This window comes from Dokdonella koreensis DS-123, from assembly GCF_001632775.1.
GTDB lineage: Bacteria > Pseudomonadota > Gammaproteobacteria > Xanthomonadales > Rhodanobacteraceae > Dokdonella > Dokdonella koreensis.
The window spans coordinates 417263-438499 of sequence record NZ_CP015249.1; the positions used below are offsets into that span (position 1 = coordinate 417263).

Below are 21237 nucleotides of genomic sequence, written 5' to 3' on the forward strand. Positions count from 1 at the left end.
ACGCTGAAGGGGAAGGGCGATGGCGGAACGCGGTCCTGCGCACGCGCCGAGCGCGCACTATCGGCTGAGCCTGCTCGCGCTGTTCGCGGCGGTGTTCGTCGTGCTCGGCATCGCGCCGCTTTCGCGCGAGGACTGGCTGCTCGAGAACGCCCTGGTCGTCGTCGCGCTCGCCTGGCTGATCGCGGACGCACGGCGCGGGCGGCCGCTGTCGAACCTGGCCTACACGCTGTTGTTCGCGTTCGGCCTGTTCCACGAGATCGGCGCGCACTACACCTATTCGCAGGTGCCGTACGAGGCATGGTTCGGCGCGTTGAGCGGCGGGCGCTCGCTCGATGCGCTGTTCGGCTTCCAGCGCAACCCGTACGACCGGCTGGTGCATTTCCTCTATGGCCTGCTGGTCACGCCGGTCGCGGCCGAGGTCCTCGTCGGTCGCGTGCCGCTGCGCGGCGGCTGGCGCTTCGTGCTGCCGCTGACCTTCATGATGTCGCACGCGGTGGCCTACGAGCTGATCGAATGGGCTGCCGCGAGCGCGTTCGGCGGTGCGCTCGGCGAGGCCTACCTCGGCACCCAGGGCGACGTCTGGGATGCACAGAAGGACATGGCGCTGGCGACGCTCGGCTCGCTGCTGGCCTTGCCGGTATGGCTGTGGCGCCGTCGCGGCGGGGCGCAGGCGGCACCCGTGCCGGCGCGATAGGCCGGCGCTGCCGGCGGGCCTATCGCTGGCGCGGGGCCGGCCGCCGCCCGCTACTCGCTGCGCAGGGCCTGCATCGGCGACTGCCGCGCGGCGCGCAGGGCCGGCAGCACCGTCGCCAGCAGCCCGGCGACGAACAGCGCGGCCACCGTGGCACCCAAGGCCAGCGGGTCGGCCGGACCGGTGTCGAACAGGAAGCGCTCCAGCAGCCGGCTGGCGCCGACGGCCGCCGCCAGGCCGATCACCAGGCCCAGGCCGACGTCGCGCAGGCCGCCGTCGACCACGCCGCGCATCAGCCGCAGTGGCGCGGCGCCGAGCGCGGCGCGCACGCCGTATTCGCGCCGGCGCGTGGCGACCGCCACGGCGGTGACCGAGTACAGGCCGACGCCGGCCAGCAACAGGGCGACGCCGGCGAAGAGGCCGATCAGCACCGCGTTCATGCGCTGGCCCGCGGTGGCGTCGGCGACGTCGCGCTCGAGCAGCCGCAGCGCGGCCAGGCCCTGCTGGGGCGCCACCTCGCGCAGTGCCGCGCGGCTGCGCTCGGCGAACGCGGCCGGATCGCCGTCGACGCGGATCGCGGCATTGAGCGGGATGAACTGGCGCAGCATGCCCAGCACGTCGTCGGACAGCTGCGCCAGCGGCACGTGGACGATCGGCGGTACGTCCTCCTGCGGCCCGAACTGGCGCACGTCACCGGTCACGCCGACGATGCGCAGGCTCGGCATGTTCGGTCCCAGCTCCAGCCGCAGCGACTTGCCGAGCGCATCGCCACCGAAGTACTGCCGCGCGAAGGCGGCGCTGACGATCGCGACCGGCTCGCTGCCGGCGCGGTCGCCGTCATCGAAGTCGCGGCCCGCCAGCAGCGGGACGTCGAAGGTGGCGAACGCGGCCGGGCTGACGGCGCGGAACTGCATCGAGGAGACCTCGGTGTCCTCGCCGATGCGCACCGGCAGGTTGAGCTGCGAGGCGATCGGCAGGTTGGTGGTCAGCGCCGCCTGCCGCACGCCGGGCTCGGCGCGCAGGCGGTCGAGCAGGCGACGCGAGAAGTCCTCCACCGCCGCTGCGTCAGGGTACAGGCCCGGCGACGGGTTGAGGCGGAACACCAGCACGCCGGCCGCGTCGAAGCCCAGGTCCACGCGGTTGAGCTTGAGCAGCGAGTGACTGAGCAGGGCGGCCGAGGCCAGCAGCACGGTGGCGAGCGCCGCCTGTGCGACGACCAGCGAGCGGCCGAGGCGGTTCGATCCGCGGCTGGGGCCGGTGCGCGCGCCGGCGACCAGCTCGTGCACCGCGGCGGCGCCGCGCGCGCGCCACGCGCCGAACGCGGCCGACAGTGCGGCGACGCCCAGGCCCGCGGCGAACGCGAAGAGCCAGACGCTGGGTCCGAACAGCGCCGCATCCGTGGGCAGCCATTCCGGCGGCAGCCAGGCGCGGCCCAGCCGCAGCGCGCCGGCAGCCAGTGCCAGGCCCGCCGTCGCGCCGAGCGCGCCGACCAGCAGGCCCTCGGCCAGCGCCGGCAGGCCGATCTGGCGGCCGGACGCGCCGAGCGCGGCCCGCACCGCGCTGTCGTGGCTGCGGGCGACCGCGCGCATCAGCATCAGGTTGGACAGGTTGACCGTCACCAGCAGCAGCACGCACAGCGCGCAGGCGAAGAACAACGACAGGATCGGCCACGCCGCCGCACCCATGTTGGCGGCCAGCGCGGTCGCCGCGAAGTTGGGACGCTGGTTCTCGCCGAAGCCCAGTTCCTTGGCATGGGCTTGGAGGCGGACGTCGAGCGCGCCGTCGGCCGCGGCCACCGTATTGCCTTCGGCCAGGCGCGCGATGACGCTCAGGTTGGTGCCGTTGTCGCGCGTGGTCGCCGGCAGCGCCAGCGGCAGCAGCAGGTCGGGCGTGCCTTGCAGGCGGAACGCCGCCGGCAGCACGCCGACGATCGGCGTGGCGACGCCGTCGATCGTCAGCGTGCGCCCGACCACGGCCGGGTCGCCGTTGAACTGCCGCTGCCAGAACGCATGGCCCAGCACCACCGCCGCGGCACCGCCCGGGCGGTCTTCCTCGGCGGTGAAATTGCGGCCATGGACGAGGTTCACGCCCAGCGTCGGCAGCAGGCCGGCGTCGGCTGGCCAGGCGGTGACCAGCTGCGGCTCGCCGCCGCCGGCCACGTTGACGTCCTTGGGAACGAAATGGCTGCCGACGCTGACGACGCCGGGCAGGTCGCCCAGCAGGCGGTACTGCTGTGGCGACAGCGCCGACCAGTTGCCGGCACCGTAGTTCTGGCTCAGCACGACGAGCCGGTCGGGCTGCGGATACGGCGGCGGCCTCAGCACGATCGCCTCGACCAATGCGAACACCGCCGCGCAGGCGCCGATGCCCAGCGCCAGCGTCAGTGTCGCCAGGCCGACGAAGCCCGGCCGGCGGGTGCTGGCGCGGACGCTGCGGCGCAGCTCGGTCAGGAGGATCGTCAGGTTCATGGCAGCTCCGGGAGGATACGGGCCGCAGCGTGCGGCGGGCACGGTGCGTCGCCGTAGGTCTTCCAAGGAGCATGCCAGGGCGGCGCGGTGCCGGCCGCCCGGCCGATCAACGCGTTGCAGGCGGATGCGGCGGCCCGCCGCGCGGCGGGCGTCCGTTGACGGACAGCGCCGTCCGTCCGTGGACGCCGGGTGTTCGCGGGTCCGGATGCGGGCCGCGTTCGGCCCGGGACGAGGCAGGCGCCGCGCGCCGGCGTGCGGCGGCCCCGTTCGGCGACGCCACCCCCTACACTGCGCGCATGTCGTCCGTTCCCGCTGCGCCGGTTCCGGCGTTTCGCCTGTCCAGCTTCTATTTCGCCTACTACGCCGCACTCGGGGCGTTCAATCCGTACTGGGGCCTGTTCCTGAAGGCGCGCGGCATGGACGTGGCCACCATCAGCGTGCTGATGAGCCTGTGGTACGCCACGCGCACGGTCGCGCCGAGCGCCTGGGGCGTGCTGGCGGCGCGCGCGCAACGGCCGGTGCGCTGGTTGCGCATCGGCTGTGCGCTGACGCTGGCCAGCTTCGCGGTGTTCGTGGTGCGGCTGGACTTCGCGGCGCTGTTCGCGACGATGGTGGTGTTCTGCTTCGCCTACAACGCGGTGATGCCGCAGTTCGAGGCGTTGACGCTCTCGCACCTGGCCGGCCGTCCCGAACGCTACGGCCGCATCCGCGTCTGGGGCTCGATCGGCTTCATCGCCGTGGTCGGCGCGCTCGGCCTGGTGTTCGACCATGTCGCGATCGACTGGCTGCCGTGGCTGATGCTGCCGCTGTTCGCCGGGCTGCTGGCGGCGGCGTTCGCCAACGACTACGGCCCGGCGCTGGTCGGGCGGCCGGCCGGCGACGGCGAGGACGGTTTCTGGGTGCGCCTGCGGCGGCCGCAGGTGGTGGCGTTCTTCGTGGTGGCGCTGCTGGTGCAGCTGTCGTTCGGGCCGTACAACACGTTCTATTCGATCTACCTGGACGCCCACGGCTACCGCGCGTCCTCGCTCGGCCTCTTCTGGATGATCGGCGTGCTGCTGGAGATCGCCGTGTTCTTCCTCTCGGCGCGGTTCTTCGCGCGCTGGTCGGCGGCGGCGATGCTGATGGCCGCCGTGCTCGCCTCCGGCGTGCGCTGGACGCTGACCGCGCTGTGGCCCGAGAGCATCGCCCTGATGGCGTTCGCGCAGGCGCTGCACGCGCTCAGCTTCGCCGGCTTCTTCGCCGCCAGCATGCAGTTCCTGGCGGTGTTCTTCCCCGGCGCCATGAACGGTCACGGGCAGGGCGTGTTCTACGGCTTTTCCTCCGGTGTCGGCGGCGTGCTCGGCGCGCTGCTGTCCGGCCAGGTCTGGCGCCTCGCCGGCGGCGAGACCGCCTTCCTGCTGGCCGGTGGCGTCGCCTTCGCGGCCGCGGCCATCGCCGCGGTCTGGTTGCGGCCGGGCCGGGCCGGCGCCTGAACCGGCCCGGCGCTCAGGCGTCGGCGAACGCGAAGGCCAGCACGTCGCGGATGTCGTCGGTGCCGGCCAGGGCCATCAGCAGCCGCTCCACGCCGAGCGCGACGCCGGCGCACGGCGGCAGGTCGTCCAGCACCGCCAGCAGCCGCTCGTCGATCGGCGGCTCGAACTGGCCGCGGGCGCGCCGGCGCGCATGGTCCTGCTCGAAACGCGCACGCTGCTCGGCCGGGTCGGTCAGCTCGTGGTAGCCGTTGGCCAGTTCCTGCTGCCCGAGGTACAGCTCGAAGCGCTCGGCCACCGGCGGCGCGCCCGGCCGGATGCGCGCCAGCGCGCACTGGCTGGCCGGCCAGTCGCGGACCACGGTGATCGCGTCCGGCGCGAACGCCGGCTGGATGCGGTGCGTGATCAGCAGGTCCAGCCAGTCGTCGCGCGTGAGGCCCTCGCCGCGGATGCCGAAGCCGGCCAGCGGCACGCCGAGGTCGTCGATCGACGCCGTGAACGGGTCCAGCGCCAGCGCATCGACGAAGAGCTGCCGGTAGGTGACCGAACGCACCGTCGCCGCGCGATCGACCAGGCCGAGCGCCGCCTGCACCAGGGCGACGGTCTCCTCGATCAGCGCCAGGTGGTCCCAGCCGACCCGGTACCACTCGAGCATCGTGAATTCCGGGTTGTGGCGGCGGCCGGCCTCGCCGTTGCGGAACACGCGGCCGAGCTCGTAGCAGTCGCCGACGCCGGCGGCCAGCAGGCGCTTGAGCGGGTACTCCGGCGAGGTGCGCAGCCAGCGTGGCCCCGGCCGCGCCTGCACCGGGCCATTGAAAGCGGCGGTGAAGCTCTCGATGTTGGGTTCGGTGTTGCCGGCCTCGGAGAGGATCGGCGTCTCGACCTCCAGCACGCCGCGCTCGGCGAAGAACGCCCGTACCCGGTGGTACAGCGCGGCCCGCAGCAGCAGGGCGGCACGGCGTCCGGCCTCAGCCACGCCGGCCGCTCCGCAGCGTCCCGGCTGGCCGGTCCATCCCATAGGCAGCATCAATCATCGCAATCCCATCAATCAATTTTGCTGTGCAACACCGCTGCACTACCATGCAACGCGTTTTCACCCAACCGAAGGAACCCACCATGTCTTTGATCAACACCGTCATCAAGCCGTTCAAGGCGCAGGCTTACCACAACGGCAAGTTCGTGGAAGTCACCGACGCCACCCTGAAGGGCAAGTGGTCCGTCGTGGTGTTCTACCCGGCCGATTTCACGTTCGTCTGCCCGACGGAGCTGGAAGACCTGGCCGACAACTATGCCGAGTTCCAGAAGCTGGGCGTCGAGGTCTACGGCGTCTCGACCGACACGCATTTCGCGCACAAGGCCTGGCACGACACCTCCGAGGCGATCAAGAAGGTCCAGTATCCGCTGGTCGGCGACCCGACCGCCACGCTCGCCCGCAACTTCGAGGTGCTGATCGAAGAGGAAGGCCTGGCGCTGCGCGGCACCTTCGTCATCAACCCGGAAGGCGAGATCAAGGTGCTGGAGATCCACGACAACGGCATCGGCCGCGACGCGTCGGAGCTCCTGCGCAAGGTCAAGGCCGCCCAGTACGTCGCCTCCCACCCGGGTGAAGTGTGCCCGGCCAAGTGGCAGGAAGGCGCCCAGACGCTCAAGCCCTCGCTCGACCTCGTCGGCAAGATCTAAGCGGTTTTCCTCTCCCCCCGATAGCCAGCCATCGCCAGCCACGGGGTGTTTTTCGCGACACCGCCGCCGTCCCGCAACGCCGGGGCGGCGGCCCCGATTCCCGGACACCCGGCGGTCTCGCCCTGCGGCTTCGCGGCGGATACGCCTTCATCGATTGCGCGACATCAGCGCACGCAACCGGAGCACAGCCCATGTTGGACGCCGATCTCAAAACCCAGTTGAAGGCCTACCTCGAGCGGGTCACGCAGCCGATCGAGATCGTGGCCGCCCTCGACGACAGCGAGAAGTCGCGCGAGATGCAGGGCCTGCTGCAGGACATCGTCACGCTGTCGGACAAGATCACCCTGGTCGAGCACCGCGGCGGCGAACGCACGCCGTCCTTCGCGATCAACCGGCCCGGCGGCGACATCAGCCTGCGCTTCGCCGGCATCCCGATGGGCCATGAATTCACCTCGCTGGTGCTGGCCCTGCTGCAGGTGGGCGGCCATCCGTCCAAGTTGGCGCAGGACGTCATCGAGCAGGTCAGGAACCTCGACGGCGAGTACCGCTTCGAGACGTATTTTTCGCTCAGCTGCCAGAACTGCCCGGACGTGGTCCAGGCGCTCAACCTGATGGCCGTGCTGAACCCGAAGATCCAGCATGTGGCCATCGACGGCGCGCTGTTCCAGGACGAGGTCGACCGCCGCCAAGTGATGTCGGTACCGACCGTGTTCCTGAACGGCGAGACCTTCGCGCAAGGGCGCATGGGCGTCGAGGAGATCGTCGCGAAGCTCGACACCGGCGCGGTCGAGCGCGAGGCCCGGAAGATCGCCGCCAAGCCGGCCTTCGACGTGCTCGTCGTCGGTGGCGGCCCGGCCGGTGCCGCCGCGGCGATCTACGCCGCGCGCAAGGGCATCATCACCGGTGTCGCCGCCGAGCGCTTCGGCGGCCAGGTGCTCGACACCATGGGCATCGAGAACTTCATCTCCGTGCAGGAAACCGAAGGCCCCAAGCTCGCCGCCCAGCTGGAGCAGCACGTGCGCCAGTACGAAGTGGACATCATGAACCTGCAGCGCGCCGAGCAGCTGGTGCCCGGCGAGCTGGTCGAGGTCAGGCTGGCCAGCGGTGCGTCGCTGAAGTCGCGCACGGTGATCCTTTCCACCGGTGCACGCTGGCGCCAGATGAACGTGCCCGGTGAGAACGAGTACCGCAACAAGGGTGTGGCCTACTGCCCGCACTGCGACGGCCCGCTGTTCAAGGGCAAGCGCGTCGCGGTCATCGGTGGCGGCAATTCCGGCGTCGAGGCCGCGATCGATCTCGCCGGCATCGTCAGCCACGTCACGCTGATCGAGTTCGACAGCCAGCTGCGCGCCGACGAGGTCCTGCAGCGCAAGCTGCGCAGCCTGCCCAACGTCACCGTGATCGTCTCCGCGCAGACCACCGAAGTGCTCGGCGACGGCCAGAAGGTCACCGGCCTGGTCTACAAGGACCGCCCGAGCGGTGACGCGCACACGGTCTCGCTGGAAGGCATCTTCGTGCAGATCGGCCTGCTGCCGAACACCGAATGGCTCAAGGGCGTGGTGGACCTCTCCCCGCGCGGCGAGATCATCGTCGACGACCGCGGCCAGACCTCGGTTCCCGGCGTCTATGCCGCCGGCGACTGCACCACGGTGCCGTACAAGCAGATCGTCATCGCGATGGGCGAAGGATCCAAGGCGGCGCTGAGCGCGTTCGACTACCTGATCCGCAGCAGCGCGCCGGTGACGGATCAGGCGAAGGCGGCGTGATACGAACGCGCCTGCGCACACAGGCGGGCTCCTCTTTGAGTCACGCATACGAACGTGCCCTTGTGGGCGCGTTCTCTTTGCGGAACCGCGCCTGTCGATCCAGTGCCTGAACTGAGCGGAGGAACCCGAATGCCCTTGGGCGCCGTCGCTGCTTGGCAAGATGATGCTTTCCAGTGCTGACCGCTGAATCCGTGCGCAAGCTCCTGCTCGAAGAACTTATGTGCTTGGCGCGGCCAGCCTCCGAGATCGCCTTGGGCCTGGCAACCTATCCGTGGGATTGCGACCAAGCCTTGGTTTCGTTGAGGTCGTCTCACGTCATATCGATACTGGAGCGCTTTCTATGCGAAGAACTAAGCGCAACGGACGTTGAGGGATGGGCGAACGCGATCGAATGTCGGGACGACATTGACTGGAATAATGGTTCCCTGAGCGGCGCTGCGATCAACGAGCTGGCCAACCCGGTGTCGACGCGGCCGCTTACAGTGCGGTCCGCGATGGAATGGCTGGCCATGCTTCGGGATGCTCCCTCCTAGCGACCGCTTGAGCCGAACCCGAAACCACCGCCCTCACGGGCTGAGGCAATCCGTCAGCTGCCGCGCCTTCTACAATGCCGCAGGCAATCAGGCAGGGTTTGCCATCGCGCTCGGCAAGCAGGTGCGCCCCGGTGTACTGCGCATTCTCATGTAGGACATCGACTTGACGCAGTACCACAGTAGGCTGAGCATCCGGTACTACCTCGGATTTGAGGTGATGCTTCTGGTGGGGCGGCAATGGGTTTCTTTGACGACGGCCCAGCCGTTCCACTGGCAGTCGCGCTCCGGCGCTACTGGCTCCCTTTTGCCCTCATGGCTCTTGAGCCGTTCATTGCCGGCCTCGTTTCATGGATCGTGCCTGACATCCTATTGGTTCGAGCCATTACTGCCGTTCCTGCGTTCCTGGCGGCCCTTTATCCCGCTGCACTTGGGGCTGCACCAGCAAGCTATTGGTTTTTGGCTTGTGGTGCATGGTTTGCTTGCCTGCTCGCCGTACTAGTGTTTACCCAAGGATGGGTCACCGTCTGACCATTCATTCAGGATGGCGCTGTTTCGTGGCGTGGCGTGATCGGACATTGATACGCAAGAAGCAGCGCGCGTACTTCGACCTGACGGAGGGCCGATGAAGAACGACTATCGTATTCCCACGATCAAATTCTCGAAGGTGTATCCGCTGTATGTCGAGAAAGCGGAACGCAAGAACCGCACCAGGGAAGAAGTTGATCAGGTCATCTGCTGGTTGACCGGCTATACCAAGGCGGGATTGCAGCGGCAGATAGAGAAGGAAAGCGACTTCCAGACCTTTTTCGCCGAGGCTCCGGCAATTCATCCGAACAGCTCGCTCATCAAGGGTGTGGTGTGCGGTGTACGTGTAGAAGAAATCGAAGATCCTCTGGTGCGGAACGCGCGGTATCTGGACAAGCTGATCGATGAGCTCGCAAAAGGGAAGGCGCTGGAGAAGATCATGCGATGACACGTTCGGCCTCGCCTGCGGGCGGCTCGTGCTTGCATGTAGGCGTGTGGACAATTCATCCAGGCCGCTGCCGCTTGGCGGCGTGACGTAGTTCGGGCGCCAGGCGCCAATGGAGGTTCCCTTGAGCATCCGTGACCTCAAGGCCTACGTGCCAGCCAAGGACTTCGAGGAGTCGAAGCGCTTCTATCAAGCGCTCGGTTTCAGCATGTCGGAGGGTTGGGGCGGCACCGCCGACTTCGAGCTCAATGGCCATCGCTTCCGCCTGCAGGACTACTACGTCAAGGAGTGGGCGGAGAACTTCATGTTCGTGCTGGATGTCGAGGACATCGAGGTCTGGCATCAGCGAGCGCGGGACGTTGTGAACAACGGCGGCTTCTCCACTGTCCGCTTCGAGCCCCCGGAGGCCGTCGATGGTTCATGGGTTCTCCACGTCTGGGATCCCTGCGGTGTTTTGCTCATCTTTGTGCAGTAACGGGTGCAAGTCGGTGCTCGGAAGGGATGAGACGTGACGGGCATCCGAGGGCTTGGGATACTCCCTGCCGGGCTGGCGTACGCGCCGAAGGACACGCGATGAACGTACTGTTGTGGGTTCTGCAGATCCTCGGCGCGCTCCTGTACGGATCGTCGGGCGTCATGAAGGTGTTCCTGTTCGAAACGATCAGTCAGGACGTCCCGTCCTTCGGCGCATTGCCGCTGGAAGCCTGGATGGCGCTGGGCGTCCTGGAGCTCGTGTGCACCATCGGGCTCATCGTTCCGGCCGCGCTCCCGTGGCGACCGAACCTGACCATCCTGGCCGCCGTCCTTCTGGCGCTCGAAAGCCTTGTCTTCGTCTGGGTACACGTCAAGTACCACGAGGTGACGCCGCTGATCCTGAGTGGCGTGCTGGGCCTCGTGATGGCCTTTGTCGCCTACGGTCGGTGGGTTCTCAGGCCGATCGTCTGACCGGCGGGCCCCCGGGTCCGCTTGGGGGGCGCCTGGCCTTGGCGAGGGCCTTCTGGCTGTTCGCGCGGGGTCGCCGTTGCGGCGCAGCGTTGCCGGCATGGACGTCGGTGGACGATCAACCGGGGCGCGACGGGCTTTGACGTAGCCGAGCGCGCTCGGGGCAGGTCGCGGCGGGGCTTGCGCCGTGACGCGGTGCGGGCGGACGCTGGGCAGCGGCAATCAGGTCACCGCGGCCAGCCAGCCCGGTGATTCTCGTGAGCGTGGCGGTTGGCGCGACCGGCAACAAAAAAGGGAGGCGCCGTGCGCCTCCCCACGACGAATTTATACGCCCGCAGGGGGCTTGCGGCAAGGTCCCGCGCGTGATGCAGCATCGCCGGCTTGTCGAAAAGGCAGGAAATCGGAGCGATGCGATGACCGATGCGCAGACCTACTACCACGGCACCAAGGCCGAGCTGAAGATCGGTGACCTGATCCAGCCGGGCTATGCCTCCAACTATGGCCGGAGGAAGCAGGCGGCGTTCGTCTACCTGACCGCCACATTGGATGCCGCCACCTGGGGTGCCGAGCTGGCCGTTGGCACGGGGCGCGGCAGGATCTACATCGTCGAACCCACCGGAGCGATCGAAGATGATCCGAACCTGACGAACCGGCGATTTCCCGGGAATCCTACGAAGTCCTACCGTTCCCGCGACCCCTTCCGCGTCATCGGCGAGGTGGCGGAGTGGAAGGGACATTCGCCGGACCGGATCGAGGAAATGCACGCTCACCTCGAAAGCCTCGGGCAGCGTGGGATCGAGGCCACCGAGGAATGAGCAGGATCCGGCCCCCGGCACGGGGCGATACCGTGTGGCGGGTCCGCCCGGCAGCGCATGCCGCGCTGCGGCCGGACGATCACGGTCGATGGTCTTGTGACCGGTCCAGGCTGGGGACAGCCCGTGTCACGCCCGCCCAAGCGCAACCCCAGTAAGGAGCCACGCATGCGGTTTCTCTTGTTTCTGCTACTTGTGCTGCCCCTCCATGCACGCGCTGTCGAGAAGACGCCGGAGGCGGCCGTGTCCGCGCTATGGCGCGCGTTGTCCAACGATCCGGGGGCCAGTGCGGATGCCGCAGCGCTTCGGCAGCTCTTTCACGAGGATGCCGTGATCTTTGGCGGCCGATACAAGGACGGCCAACCCGCGGTACGGCGTTCGGCCGTTGCCGATTTCCTCGAGGCCAACCAGCGCGTCAACGAGAAGGGCTTCTACGAGTGCGAGGTGCATCGCGTGGTCCAGGCCTACGACCGCTTTGCGGTGGCCTACAGCGTCGTCGAATCGAGGACGGACAAGGCTGCGAAGGCCGCGGACTTCGTCGGCGTCAACAGCATCCAGCTGTACAAGGACGGCGCGCGGTGGAAGATCCTGTCGCTGTACTACCACGTGGAGAAGCACGGGCTGCCCATTCCCCTCGGAAGCGGGAGGTCCGGCCAATGCATTGCCTGACGGTTCGCCCAGGCGATTGCCGCCTTCCGGGGCGGTCCGGGTCGCGGGCAGGTGGTTCCCACATAACGGACGAGGGTGTCGAGAAATGAGTACTACCCATACCGGATCGTGCCTGTGCGGCGCAGTGCGCTACGCGGTGGATGGCGAGTTCGAGCGCTTCTATCTGTGCCACTGCCAGCACTGCCGCAAGGACACCGGATCGGCTCACGCCGCCAACCTGTTTTCTTCGCAGGCGGCGCTCAGATGGATCGCGGGCGAGGACAAGGTGACCTTCTTCAACCTGCCCGGCACCCGGCACAGCCGGAACTTCTGCTCGACCTGCGGTTCGGCGCTTCCCAGCCTGCAGGCGGAGGGCACGCTTCTGGTCGTTCCGGCCGGAAGCCTGGATACCGCGGTCTCCAGCCGCCCGGATGCCCATCTGTTCGTGGCGAGCCGGGCGGGCTGGGACGCGGGCCTGGAAGCAATTCCAGGAGTGGAAAGGTATCCTTCCTGAGCGCCGGCTGCGGTCAAGGGTGATTCCCGCGCGGCGGCGCTGCGTTGCGGTCCAGCTTGGTTCACGCGTCAATCCCGCGTCGGAGTGAAGCCATGGAACGAGACGGTCGTCACCGGTCGCTGCTGGTCGATTCTGCGCTGGCCCACCTGCTGAGGTTCGAGGCTCCCCTGGCGCCGGCGTACGGGGATGCGGTGGGCCGGCGCATGGTGGTGGCGTTCCTTGCCGTGGGCATCGGGCTGTTCTTCGCACTTCGCTTCGGGCTGGGCGCGCTGAGCGTGCGCGGACTGCCGGCGGCTAACCTGTGTTTCGTCGTTGCGCTGCTCGGGGCATTCCTCTTGGCGCAAACGGCGTTCGTGAGAGCGCCGATGGCCACCGCCGGATTGCGGCGCTTCGCGGACTGGACCCGCCGTGAGCGCCTGTATGTCTTCCAGGTGATCCCCTTGGCTGCGGTGGTCTTCGCGATCGTGTTCCGCGGCCACCTGACGGCCTTGCTGGAGCAGCGCGGGCCGGTCGGGTTCGTGCTGTTCTCCGTACTCACGGGGCTGGTCTGGGGCTTCGTGCAGGAGCTGCTCTACCGCGGCTGGCTGCAGACCGAGCTGACGCGCCGCTTCGGCGCGGTGGCCGGCCTGCTCGCCGCAAACGTGGTGTTTACGCTGGGGCCGCTGCATCTGGACTATCTGGCTGGGCCCGGCGGCGTGCGCTGGGCGGGCCTTCTCGCCGTATTCGGCATCGGGCTGTTCTTCGGATTCCTCTACCGCCGCTCCGGAAACGTATGGATTCCGGCGGTGCTGCACGGGCTCTGGCCGCTCAACATGAGCTGACGGTGGCGGGTGCGTCATTCGAGCGCCGGGCCATCTGCCGGCGGAGGTGTTCGGGCTAGACTCACGCCCGCCGATCGACCCGGTTCGAGCGCCAGGTGCTCCATGACGATGACCGACGAGGAACTGGAAGCGCACATCAAGGCCTGCCGGAAGCGGCTTGGCGCCAAGAACGGCGCGCTCACCCGCAAGTACGGCATCGGGACGCACCAGCGGTGGGACTTCGACTACACCACCGGAATCCTGGCGTTCGGGTCGGCCAAGGGGGCGCCGCTTCATCGCTTCCGGGCTTTTGCCCTGGGTACCTATTCGGAGCAAGGCTTCAAGTGGACCTGGGCAAGCCGGGAGGTTCCGGCCAAGGCGAAGAAGCCAAGTGCGCTGCTCAAGGCACTCGACCGGAGGTTCGGCTTTCCTCCGTTCAGCACGCCGGCGCTGCCGCCGGACCAGTGGCTGATCGATTCGCTGATCGCCATGTCCGTCGAGGAGCTTGGGGCGCTCGGTTGCTACCTGGGGGATGGTCCCGCGTTCGGAACCGCCATCGCCATCGAGTCGGTGCTGCCGGCAGAATGCGCCTAGTCGTTTCCGGCATTGGTCTCCTCATTACTCCTTCATCATGATTCGATACCTGCTGTTGGTGATGTTCGCCGCTCCGCTCACGGCGAGTGCCGTCGTGATTCGCCATGACGTGGAAGACGCGAAGTACCGGATTCCGGCCTCGGTGTTCCCGGCGCTCGCGGACCTGCCCGGCGAGGGCCAGGGCGTCCTGATCGCGCCGCACTGGGTCGTGACCGCGGCACACGCGGTGCCGTCGCAGGGCCTGGATGACGTCACCATCGGCGGCGTGGCGCGCAAGGTCGAACGCGTCGTCGCGCATCCCGGCTACAAGCGCTTGCCCGAGGCGCTCGGGAAGCAGGCCGTGGCCTCGGGTGATGCGTCCGAGGTCATGGCCTTCCTTGCGAACGTCGACGACATTGCGCTGGTCAGGCTTGCCGCGCCGGTTGCCGATGTCGCGCCGGTGGTGCTCTACCGCCAGAGCGACGAGATCGGGAGAACGGTCACGCTCATCGGCAAGGGTGCTACCGGTACCGGCATCGAGGGCCAGGGCCTCCACGCGTACCACCGCACCGAGCTGCGGCGCGCCTTCAATGTCGTGACCGGCGCGGATGTGCGCTGGCTCTCGTATACGTTCGACGCGCCTCCGGCCGGCCTGCCGCTGGAGGGCATCACCGGCAGCGGCGACAGCGGCGGGCCCGTCCTCGTCGATGCCGATGGCGGACAGCAGCTCGCCGGCCTGGCGTCGTGGAACAAGTACGCACAGAGCAGCGTCCGTCCGTTCCACGCCGGGCTCTATGGCCAGGTCGTCTACAGCGTTCGAATCTCGCGCTATGCGGGCTGGATCGATGGCGTCATGTCCGCCGGCAGTGCAGGAGACTAGCGGGCAGGCGGTGCTGCATTGCTGGCCGCGATGTGCGCTTACTCGGTTCAAGCACGCTCATCGCCCGCTGCCTTGTTCAAGCGTGTGACATTCATGGTGACGTCGATGACTCACAAGTATCAGCAGTCGGAGTTTCCTCTCAAGCCTGTTGACCGCGGTGGACGCACACTTCATGTTGGGTGTGAAGCCAGGATCATTGCCATTCCAGATGTCGATTTCGATGGTTTTGATGCTGTAGGTCGCACCCGATATGTTGCGCTGGAAGGTCGAATTCTGCCTGTCGTCGATCTGGACGAGAACGGTTACGCAATCTTCCATCTTTTCTACAGCGAGCCTGCGGACATGATGGGCAGTATCCGGGCGCCACGAGATGCGAGTGAATTTTACATTCAAGAGTTCTGTTTCGATCCGAGAGATGTAGAGCGCGTATAGCGCCAGCAAATACGTTCTGTGCTACCCCATCTTGAAATGGTGGAAGAGGGCGGTGATCAGACGCGGCTGCTGATGGCAGCCGCGTTGGGGGTGCGATAGCCCTAGGGCATTCCAGCGCGGACAAGGGCTGCAACCGGGCCGTTCCTGCCCGTATCTCGTGGGAATCCCGAGCAAGGCATTCCCATGAACGTCCTCACGGCCACGGCGCTCGTTGTGCTGGCGGCGCTATCGTCTCCTGCCCTGGGCGCAGCCGCCCCGGATTTCAGCCCGCTGGCCGGCCTCGTCCGGCAGACCCAGGAAGCGACCGGCTACCCGTTCGGCACGGCCGTGGCGGTCGTGAAGGACGGCGCGATCGTCTATGAAGGCTACTTCGGCTACGCGGACATCGCTGCGCGGACGCCGGTCACGCGGGACACGGTGTTCTATATCGCATCGGCGACCAAGCCGTTCTTCGCGTTGAATGCGCTGCTGAAGGAGGAGGCCGGACAGCTCGATATGCGGAGGTCGCTGCAGCAGTTGTTTCCGGACATCCGCTTCGCGGGCATCGATGCGCAGGCGGTGACAGTCAGGGATCTCCTGATCCATGCCTCCGGCGTGGACAACCCGTCCCTGGTCTGGGCGACGGCGTTCAGTGGCGTGCACGATGCGGGCTCGCGGCGGGCGCTGGTCGCGGCGTCCGAGCTGGATGCGGAGGCCGCGCACGGTACCTTCAAGTACACCAACGTGGGCTACAACATCCTGAGCGTCTGGATGGACCAGCGCCTGGCGATGCGGTGGCAGGACCAGTTGGACCGCGCCGTCTTCCGGCCGCTGGCCATGGAACACACGACGGCCTCCATCAGCAAGGCGCAGGCGGCCGGCTGGCCGATGGCAAGACCCTATTCGTTCGCGAGCGTGCAGCCGCGCGAGCCGCTGTACCTCACCAAGTCGGACGACACGATGCATGCGGCCGGTGGCCTGGTCTCGACGGCGCCGGACCTCGCCCGCTTCCTGATGGCCCAGCTTGGGCCGGCTGAGGGCGGAGCGCTCGCCAAGACGGCGGTCGAGCGATCCCACGTACCGCAGATCGCGCTGGCATCGAAGTACCTGGACTTCCCGCGATCCGGCTACGCGTGGGGGTGGTACACGGGCACGTACAAGGGCAAGACGATGCTGCACCACTTCGGCGGCTTCGCCGGCTTTCATGCACACCTGTCCTTCATGCCGGAGCAGGATGTCGCACTGGTGGTGCTCAACAACGACGATGTCCTGGGTGCGCAGCTGACCAACCTGATCGCCGACTACGTCTACGGCGTGCTGCTGCGAGAGCCCGGTATCGAGGCGACGGCAACGCGCCGGTTCGGCGAACTCCCGGCCAAGGCCGCCGAGGCACGCACCGCGGCGACCCGGCAGCGGGGCGTCATCCAGGCGCGGGCGTGGAACCTGTCCCAGCCACGCGCGCGCTATGCCGGCACCTACAGGCACGATCGGCTGGGCGACATGACGGTGCAGGTGGATGCGGACCAGCACATGGTCGTTCGCTGGGGGCGGCTGGTGGCCGCGGCCACCGGGGCCGAGCAGCCCGAGCACGTCCGCGTCGAGCTCGTGCCCAACGCGGGTGAATTCCTGGTCTTCGCCGTGGCGAACGGCGAGGTCCAGGCCGTCGCCTTGGAGAACATCGTGTTCAAGAAGGTTCACTAGGCAAGCGCGGTCGCCGGGCCCAATCCCGTCTGCACGGCTCGGCCCGGTCCAGGGCGAGCGTCTGGCCGGCTCCTGGGACACGTGCGGCACTTCTCGCTATCCTCGGGAGGTGCGTCGCAGCCCAGGCTGCGCGTGGCTGCCTGGTGCTTCGGGGGCTTCGATGGCGGGTCCGGAAAAAGACGGCGTGTTCCTCTACGCCAAGGATCTGGCGGGCCTGGCCAGGTTCTACGAAGCGCTGCTCGGCTTGACGCGCGCCCATGCGTCGCCGGAGCTGGTGGTGCTCAACGGCGCGTCGATGCAGATGATCGTCCATGCGATCCCGCCGGCGATCGCGGCATCGATCGAGATCACCCGTCCGCCGCTGCGGCGGGAAGACACGGCGCTGAAGTTCTTCTTCACGGTTCCGAGCCTTGCCGAGGCGCGGATGCGCGCGCCGGCGCTCGGCGGCGAGGTGCTGGCGCAGGTGTGGGAGGGACCGGGATTCCGGGTGTGCAATGCGGTGGACCCGGAAGGCAATGTCTTTCAGGTGCGCGAGCGCACGGACTAGCGGTACACGCCCGACGTTGCGCTTCGCGTGGATCCAGGCGATCACTGGGAGCAACCGATGAACCGGCGAAGCTTTGGCCTTGTCCTCGGCGCTTGCGCCGGCTTTCTGGCGCTCCCTCGGGCCTTCGCCGAGGGCGCCGCCCTGTCGGATGCGGCGATACGCGACATCCTGCGCCGCCGTGTCGACGTCGACCGGCGCGCGACCGGCATGGTCGTCGGCATCGTCGCTGACGGGCGCCGGCGCGTGGTCGCCTACGGTACGCAGGCTGCGGGCGACAGCCGGCCGGTGGCGGCGGACACGCTGTTCGAGATCGGTTCGCTGACCAAGGTGTTCACCGCGCTGCTGCTGGCCGATGCGGTGCAGCGCAAACAACTGCGGTTCGACGATCCGGTCGATCGCTACCTGCCCGCGGGCTTCCAGACACCGCAGTACAACGGGCGGGCGATCACGCTGGCGGACCTGGCGACGCATACATCCGGATTGCCCTTGTTCCCGCCGCTCACGGGCCATCCGCTGGAGGCGCTGGCACGCTACACCGCCGCGGACCTGCGCGCATGGCTGGCGGGCCTGGCCCTGTCGCGGGACCCGGGCTCCCGCTGGGAGTACTCCAACGTCGGCTACGGCCTGCTCGGCCTCGCCCTGGCCAACCAGGCCGGGGCGAGCTACGAGGGGCTGCTGGACCGGCGCATCCTGGACCCGCTGGGGTTGCGGGACACGACGCTGCATCCGGCCGGCACGGCGCGCGATCGGCTGGCGGTGGGGCACAGCCCGACGCTGGCACCGGTGCCGCCGGTCGACCTCGGCCTGTTCGCGCCGGCCGGGGCGCTGCGCTCGACGGCGCAGGACCTGCTGCGCTTCGCGGAGGCGGTACTGCCCGGCTCGGGTTCGCCGCTGGAGGTACCCGCACAGCAGCTGCTGGGCATCCGCCGGCCGGCGCCGCCGATCGGCGGCGACCAGGCGCTGGGCTGGGAGATGGCGGGCGGGACGGACCCCTACGTCGTCAAGGACGGCGTGACGGCCGGGCAGGCGGCCTCGATCGTGCTGGACCTGCCGCGGCGGATCGGCGTGGTCGTGCTTTCCAATGCGCTGCCGGTGAAGATGAAGGCACCGCCGGATGGCGGTGTCGGCGCGGCGGACCTGGCGCGGCACCTGGTACGGCCGGCACTGCCGCTCGGTTAGCGGGTACTGCCGGCTGCAGCAATGCGGATGCGTCACCGGCAGTTGGTCGATCGCGTGGCAGGGTGTTCATTCCAACGGAGAGTCGCAATGAAACCGACGTTCCCGGCAGCCGTTCCCGAGATTCCGGTGAGGGACATCCAGGCGGCTGCGGCCTACTACCAGAACCACTTCGGGTTCACGCTGGACTGGCTGGCCACGGACCTCGGCCTTGCGGGCATCTCGAAAGGACAGTGCCGGTTGTTCCTGGCGGATGCGGATTTTCGGCAGCACTACGGCACTGCCGGGCCGGTGCTGACCTGGCTCAACCTCGACAGCAACGACGAGGTGGATGCGCTCTACCGGTCGTGGCGCGCGAGCGAGGCGCGACTGCTTTGCGCGCCGGAGTCGAAGCCGTGGGGCCTGCACGAGTTCACCGCGGCCGATCCGGATGGCAACCTGTTCCGGGTCTTTCATGATTTCGGCACGGCCGGGCGGGCGGAAGCAGGCTGAGGCAGGCTTGCGCGGCGTCGCGCCTGCGGTGGTGAATCGGAGTGCCGGCGGCGTGGCATGATTCGGGGGTCTGCATACGTCCAGGGGTGGCTATGAGTCGTGAAGACGTGGTCGCGATAGCGTCCCGGTTGTTCTCGGTATTCCTGCTCGTTACGACGATCCGGGCGGTGTCCAATGCGCTCTTCGCGGCGGAGGCGCTCTCGTCCACGGCCGGCTTCGTCGCGCTGATGACGGTGGGAAGCCTGGCGTCGCTGGCCGTCGCGGCGCTGCTCTGGTACTTCCCGTTGACGATTGCCAGGAAGCTCCTGCCGGTCATGAAGGAGCCCAAGCCCCTGGTCGATCCGGTATCGCGGACGGCCCTGGAGCTGGCCCTCACGGTGATCGGCATCTGGGTGCTGGCGACGTCGCTCATGGACCTGACCTACTGGATCGCGCTGCTGGCGCAGGCCTTCGGTGCGGAGGATGGCGTCGGCTTCGGCCCTCATCAGAGGGCCAGCCTCGTCGCATTGGCGGTCGAGTTTGCGCTGGGCTTGTGGCTGGTTCTGGGCAGCCGCGGCGTGGTCGACCTGGTCCAGCGCTTGCGGTATGCCGGCAGGCCGATGAATGATGACGATCTGCGTCCCTGACGTACGGCGTGCGGGTATTCGGCACGTGCGACGCGCCGACGGCGCGCACGTGCGCATCCACGGCATCGCCGTGTTCCGCGGGCGCGGGACCGCCGGGGCACGAGGACGGCGCCTGATCGGGCGACAGGCCCTGCACGGTGTCCGGTCCGCCGGCACCGGACTTCGGAGCGCGACATGAAAGCGATCCACCAGATCACACCGTTCCTGCACGTTCCCGATCTGCCGCAGGCGCTGGCGTTCTTCTGCGGCGTGCTCGGGTTCGAGGCCACCTATCACCGGCCGGGATACGCCTATGTCACGCTGGAAGGATGCGGCCTGCGCTTGCTGGAGGAGCCGACGCGCAGGCTGACGCCCGACGGCAAGGCGCGGGTGGCGGTCTACGTGGACGTGGCCGACATCGATGCATTGCACGCGCACCTGGCGCCGGCCCTGGCCGCGCTGCCGGCGGACCGCGTGGAGCCGCTGATGGACAAGCCCTACCGTCAGCGCGAGTTCCAGGTGCGCATGCCCGATGGCGATTGGCTCACGTTCGGGGCGGCCATCATCTAGCTTTCAGCGCCGAGCCCTCGCGGTGTGGCGCGTCCTGCAGGAGGCGCAACGATGCACAAGAGCCGGCTCGGAAACATCGTCATCGACTGCCCGGGCGGCGACCTGTGGTCGGCCGCCCGCTTCTGGAGTTCCGCGCTCGGCTATCCGCTGCCGGCAGCCACCGATGCGACCGGCCGCTTCATCCAGCTCGTGACCCCACCGGGCGACGTGCAGGTCATCATCCAGCAGGTCGACCACGCGGCGCGCGCGCACCTGGACATCGAGACCGACGCGATCGCGCCGGAAGTCGAGCGCCTGGAGGCACTGGGAGCGACCATCGTGTCGAGGCAGGCGACCTGGGTGGTGATGCAGGCACCGAGCGGACAGCGGTTCTGCGTCGGCAGCCCGTATCGTGACGGATTCGACCGGCACGCCAACGTGTGGACGTAGCCCGGCGGCTGTTTCTTTGTCGACGGCGTTACGCGAAAAGGCCGCGCGGATGAGGGCGCAGGCGCGCGCCGGCAAGGCGCGAACCCCGGCGCCGCGTCGCGCTTGACGCGCCCGCACGACAGGCCGACCATCGTTTGCCCCGCCCATGGGGCGCACAGGGACGACCGGCCATGCTCGACAGGCTCATCGGATTCTTGTTCGGAACGGCATCGGCGGCATCGCCTGCCGCCACGCAATGGATGGAAGGCGGCCTCTACGTCGCCCCGCGCGAAAACGGCGCGTACGTACCGCTGAAGGTCCTCAAGGTGGATGACGACGGCGTGCACGTGCGCATCTACAGCAATGTCTATCCGGAGGTGCCGGCCCGCATCGACGAGTCCACGCTGTACATGGCCGGCATCGACCAGCGCGAGGACGAGCCGATGGGCATGGGCCACCTGCCGATTTCCCTGTCGTCGTTCTCGACCTGGGGCGCGGTGCTCGTGCAGCCGTCCTCGGTGTCCGACGAGGAACTGGAAGGCCATGCCCTGTGGCTGGAGGCGAACGGGGGGTACTTCTAG

The 21237-nt window shown here is 68.2% G+C and carries 25 protein-coding genes; 23 read left to right on the forward strand and 2 right to left on the reverse strand.

The features are described 5' to 3' along the window. Positions 1-19: 19 nt before the first annotated feature. Positions 20-694, forward strand: a complete 675-nt coding sequence (locus tag I596_RS01560) for a DUF2238 domain-containing protein (RefSeq protein ID WP_067643191.1) — start codon at positions 20-22, stop codon at positions 692-694. Positions 695-744: 50 nt separating this feature from the next. Here the strand turns inward: I596_RS01560 and I596_RS01565 are convergent, their stop codons facing one another. Then, a complete protein-coding gene (locus tag I596_RS01565; RefSeq protein ID WP_083965290.1) occupies positions 745-3159 on the reverse strand; it encodes an ADOP family duplicated permease in 2415 nt (804 codons plus the stop codon). A 296-nt stretch (positions 3160-3455) separates the two neighbouring features. On the opposite strand from I596_RS01565, the gene I596_RS01570 reads away from it, so the two are divergent. Next, complete coding sequence (locus tag I596_RS01570; RefSeq protein ID WP_067643194.1) at positions 3456-4631, forward strand: MFS transporter; 1176 nt, start codon at positions 3456-3458, stop codon at positions 4629-4631. 13 nt (positions 4632-4644) lie between these two features. Here I596_RS01570 and epmA read toward each other — a convergent pair whose 3' ends face one another. After that, a complete protein-coding gene (gene epmA / locus I596_RS01575; RefSeq protein ID WP_223303894.1) occupies positions 4645-5604 on the reverse strand; it encodes an EF-P lysine aminoacylase EpmA in 960 nt (319 codons plus the stop codon). A 140-nt stretch (positions 5605-5744) separates the two neighbouring features. On the opposite strand from epmA, the gene ahpC reads away from it, so the two are divergent. From ahpC to I596_RS01670, 21 genes are all read left to right on the forward strand, one after another. Then, positions 5745-6308 (forward strand): alkyl hydroperoxide reductase subunit C, encoded by a 564-nt coding sequence (ahpC, locus tag I596_RS01580; RefSeq protein WP_067643200.1) that lies wholly within the window; start codon positions 5745-5747, stop codon positions 6306-6308. Positions 6309-6499: 191 nt separating this feature from the next. Beyond that, entirely contained in the window at positions 6500-8074 is a 1575-nt protein-coding gene (gene ahpF, locus I596_RS01585; RefSeq protein WP_067643203.1) for an alkyl hydroperoxide reductase subunit F, read from the forward strand. Between the two features lie 770 nt (positions 8075-8844). After that, positions 8845-9135, forward strand: coding sequence for a hypothetical protein (locus tag I596_RS18345; RefSeq protein ID WP_150131964.1), 291 nt, complete (start codon positions 8845-8847; stop codon positions 9133-9135). Positions 9136-9229: 94 nt separating this feature from the next. Next, positions 9230-9580 (forward strand): DUF2200 domain-containing protein, encoded by a 351-nt coding sequence (locus I596_RS01590; protein WP_067643206.1) that lies wholly within the window; start codon positions 9230-9232, stop codon positions 9578-9580. 121 nt (positions 9581-9701) lie between these two features. Further along, complete coding sequence (locus tag I596_RS01595) at positions 9702-10052, forward strand: VOC family protein (RefSeq protein ID WP_190278961.1); 351 nt, start codon at positions 9702-9704, stop codon at positions 10050-10052. Positions 10053-10150: 98 nt separating this feature from the next. Then, the gene (locus tag I596_RS01600; RefSeq protein ID WP_067643211.1) at positions 10151-10522 is read left to right on the forward strand and encodes a DoxX family protein; all 372 of its coding nucleotides are present in this window, start codon (positions 10151-10153) and stop codon (positions 10520-10522) included. 410 nt (positions 10523-10932) lie between these two features. After that, positions 10933-11334, forward strand: coding sequence for an NAD(+)--rifampin ADP-ribosyltransferase (gene arr, locus I596_RS01605; RefSeq protein ID WP_067643213.1), 402 nt, complete (start codon positions 10933-10935; stop codon positions 11332-11334). Positions 11335-11499: 165 nt separating this feature from the next. Beyond that, positions 11500-12000, forward strand: coding sequence for a Cif family virulence factor (locus tag I596_RS01610; protein WP_067643216.1), 501 nt, complete (start codon positions 11500-11502; stop codon positions 11998-12000). Between the two features lie 85 nt (positions 12001-12085). Next, positions 12086-12493 (forward strand): GFA family protein, encoded by a 408-nt coding sequence (locus I596_RS01615; protein ID WP_067643219.1) that lies wholly within the window; start codon positions 12086-12088, stop codon positions 12491-12493. 92 nt (positions 12494-12585) lie between these two features. Then, positions 12586-13314, forward strand: a complete 729-nt coding sequence (locus I596_RS01620) for a CPBP family intramembrane glutamic endopeptidase (RefSeq protein WP_067643222.1) — start codon at positions 12586-12588, stop codon at positions 13312-13314. Between the two features lie 102 nt (positions 13315-13416). Beyond that, complete coding sequence (locus I596_RS01625; RefSeq protein WP_067643225.1) at positions 13417-13887, forward strand: DUF6882 domain-containing protein; 471 nt, start codon at positions 13417-13419, stop codon at positions 13885-13887. A gap of 37 nt (positions 13888-13924) precedes the next feature. Further along, entirely contained in the window at positions 13925-14746 is an 822-nt protein-coding gene (locus I596_RS01630; RefSeq protein ID WP_067643228.1) for a S1 family peptidase, read from the forward strand. 105 nt (positions 14747-14851) lie between these two features. Next, positions 14852-15178, forward strand: coding sequence for a hypothetical protein (locus I596_RS18350; RefSeq protein ID WP_150131965.1), 327 nt, complete (start codon positions 14852-14854; stop codon positions 15176-15178). 183 nt (positions 15179-15361) lie between these two features. After that, positions 15362-16858 (forward strand): serine hydrolase domain-containing protein, encoded by a 1497-nt coding sequence (locus I596_RS01635; protein ID WP_067643230.1) that lies wholly within the window; start codon positions 15362-15364, stop codon positions 16856-16858. Between the two features lie 184 nt (positions 16859-17042). After that, entirely contained in the window at positions 17043-17405 is a 363-nt protein-coding gene (locus I596_RS01640) for a VOC family protein (RefSeq protein WP_223303895.1), read from the forward strand. A 57-nt stretch (positions 17406-17462) separates the two neighbouring features. Next, on the forward strand, positions 17463-18584 hold the full coding sequence (locus tag I596_RS01645; protein WP_067643237.1) for a serine hydrolase domain-containing protein: 1122 nt from the start codon (positions 17463-17465) through the stop codon (positions 18582-18584). Positions 18585-18671: 87 nt separating this feature from the next. Further along, positions 18672-19073: a VOC family protein gene (locus I596_RS01650; protein ID WP_067643240.1), complete on the forward strand. Its 402-nt coding sequence runs from the start codon at positions 18672-18674 to the stop codon at positions 19071-19073. Between the two features lie 92 nt (positions 19074-19165). After that, the gene (locus I596_RS01655) at positions 19166-19699 is read left to right on the forward strand and encodes a hypothetical protein (protein ID WP_067643243.1); all 534 of its coding nucleotides are present in this window, start codon (positions 19166-19168) and stop codon (positions 19697-19699) included. 174 nt (positions 19700-19873) lie between these two features. After that, on the forward strand, positions 19874-20248 hold the full coding sequence (locus I596_RS01660) for a bleomycin resistance protein (protein ID WP_067643246.1): 375 nt from the start codon (positions 19874-19876) through the stop codon (positions 20246-20248). 51 nt (positions 20249-20299) lie between these two features. After that, positions 20300-20677: a VOC family protein gene (locus I596_RS01665; RefSeq protein ID WP_067643249.1), complete on the forward strand. Its 378-nt coding sequence runs from the start codon at positions 20300-20302 to the stop codon at positions 20675-20677. A gap of 170 nt (positions 20678-20847) precedes the next feature. Beyond that, a complete protein-coding gene (locus I596_RS01670; RefSeq protein ID WP_083965293.1) occupies positions 20848-21237 on the forward strand; it encodes a hypothetical protein in 390 nt (129 codons plus the stop codon).

What these genes read in the sequence shown, in the direction of transcription:
- I596_RS01560 (WP_067643191.1), top strand. Translation starts at nt 20, where the DNA reads ATGGCGGAACGCGGTCCTGCGCACGCGCCGAGCGCGCACTATCGGCTG.
- I596_RS01565 (WP_083965290.1), bottom strand. Translation starts at nt 3,159, where the DNA reads ATGAACCTGACGATCCTCCTGACCGAGCTGCGCCGCAGCGTCCGCGCC.
- I596_RS01570 (WP_067643194.1), top strand. Translation starts at nt 3,456, where the DNA reads ATGTCGTCCGTTCCCGCTGCGCCGGTTCCGGCGTTTCGCCTGTCCAGC.
- ahpC (WP_067643200.1), top strand. Translation starts at nt 5,745, where the DNA reads ATGTCTTTGATCAACACCGTCATCAAGCCGTTCAAGGCGCAGGCTTAC.
- ahpF (WP_067643203.1), top strand. Translation starts at nt 6,500, where the DNA reads ATGTTGGACGCCGATCTCAAAACCCAGTTGAAGGCCTACCTCGAGCGG.
- I596_RS18345 (WP_150131964.1), top strand. Translation starts at nt 8,845, where the DNA reads ATGGGTTTCTTTGACGACGGCCCAGCCGTTCCACTGGCAGTCGCGCTC.
- I596_RS01590 (WP_067643206.1), top strand. Translation starts at nt 9,230, where the DNA reads ATGAAGAACGACTATCGTATTCCCACGATCAAATTCTCGAAGGTGTAT.
- I596_RS01600 (WP_067643211.1), top strand. Translation starts at nt 10,151, where the DNA reads ATGAACGTACTGTTGTGGGTTCTGCAGATCCTCGGCGCGCTCCTGTAC.
- arr (WP_067643213.1), top strand. Translation starts at nt 10,933, where the DNA reads ATGACCGATGCGCAGACCTACTACCACGGCACCAAGGCCGAGCTGAAG.
- I596_RS01610 (WP_067643216.1), top strand. Translation starts at nt 11,500, where the DNA reads ATGCGGTTTCTCTTGTTTCTGCTACTTGTGCTGCCCCTCCATGCACGC.
- I596_RS01615 (WP_067643219.1), top strand. Translation starts at nt 12,086, where the DNA reads ATGAGTACTACCCATACCGGATCGTGCCTGTGCGGCGCAGTGCGCTAC.
- I596_RS01620 (WP_067643222.1), top strand. Translation starts at nt 12,586, where the DNA reads ATGGAACGAGACGGTCGTCACCGGTCGCTGCTGGTCGATTCTGCGCTG.
- I596_RS01625 (WP_067643225.1), top strand. Translation starts at nt 13,417, where the DNA reads ATGACGATGACCGACGAGGAACTGGAAGCGCACATCAAGGCCTGCCGG.
- I596_RS01630 (WP_067643228.1), top strand. Translation starts at nt 13,925, where the DNA reads ATGATTCGATACCTGCTGTTGGTGATGTTCGCCGCTCCGCTCACGGCG.
- I596_RS18350 (WP_150131965.1), top strand. Translation starts at nt 14,852, where the DNA reads ATGACTCACAAGTATCAGCAGTCGGAGTTTCCTCTCAAGCCTGTTGAC.
- I596_RS01635 (WP_067643230.1), top strand. Translation starts at nt 15,362, where the DNA reads ATGAACGTCCTCACGGCCACGGCGCTCGTTGTGCTGGCGGCGCTATCG.
- I596_RS01645 (WP_067643237.1), top strand. Translation starts at nt 17,463, where the DNA reads ATGAACCGGCGAAGCTTTGGCCTTGTCCTCGGCGCTTGCGCCGGCTTT.
- I596_RS01650 (WP_067643240.1), top strand. Translation starts at nt 18,672, where the DNA reads ATGAAACCGACGTTCCCGGCAGCCGTTCCCGAGATTCCGGTGAGGGAC.
- I596_RS01655 (WP_067643243.1), top strand. Translation starts at nt 19,166, where the DNA reads ATGAGTCGTGAAGACGTGGTCGCGATAGCGTCCCGGTTGTTCTCGGTA.
- I596_RS01660 (WP_067643246.1), top strand. Translation starts at nt 19,874, where the DNA reads ATGAAAGCGATCCACCAGATCACACCGTTCCTGCACGTTCCCGATCTG.
- I596_RS01665 (WP_067643249.1), top strand. Translation starts at nt 20,300, where the DNA reads ATGCACAAGAGCCGGCTCGGAAACATCGTCATCGACTGCCCGGGCGGC.
- I596_RS01670 (WP_083965293.1), top strand. Translation starts at nt 20,848, where the DNA reads ATGCTCGACAGGCTCATCGGATTCTTGTTCGGAACGGCATCGGCGGCA.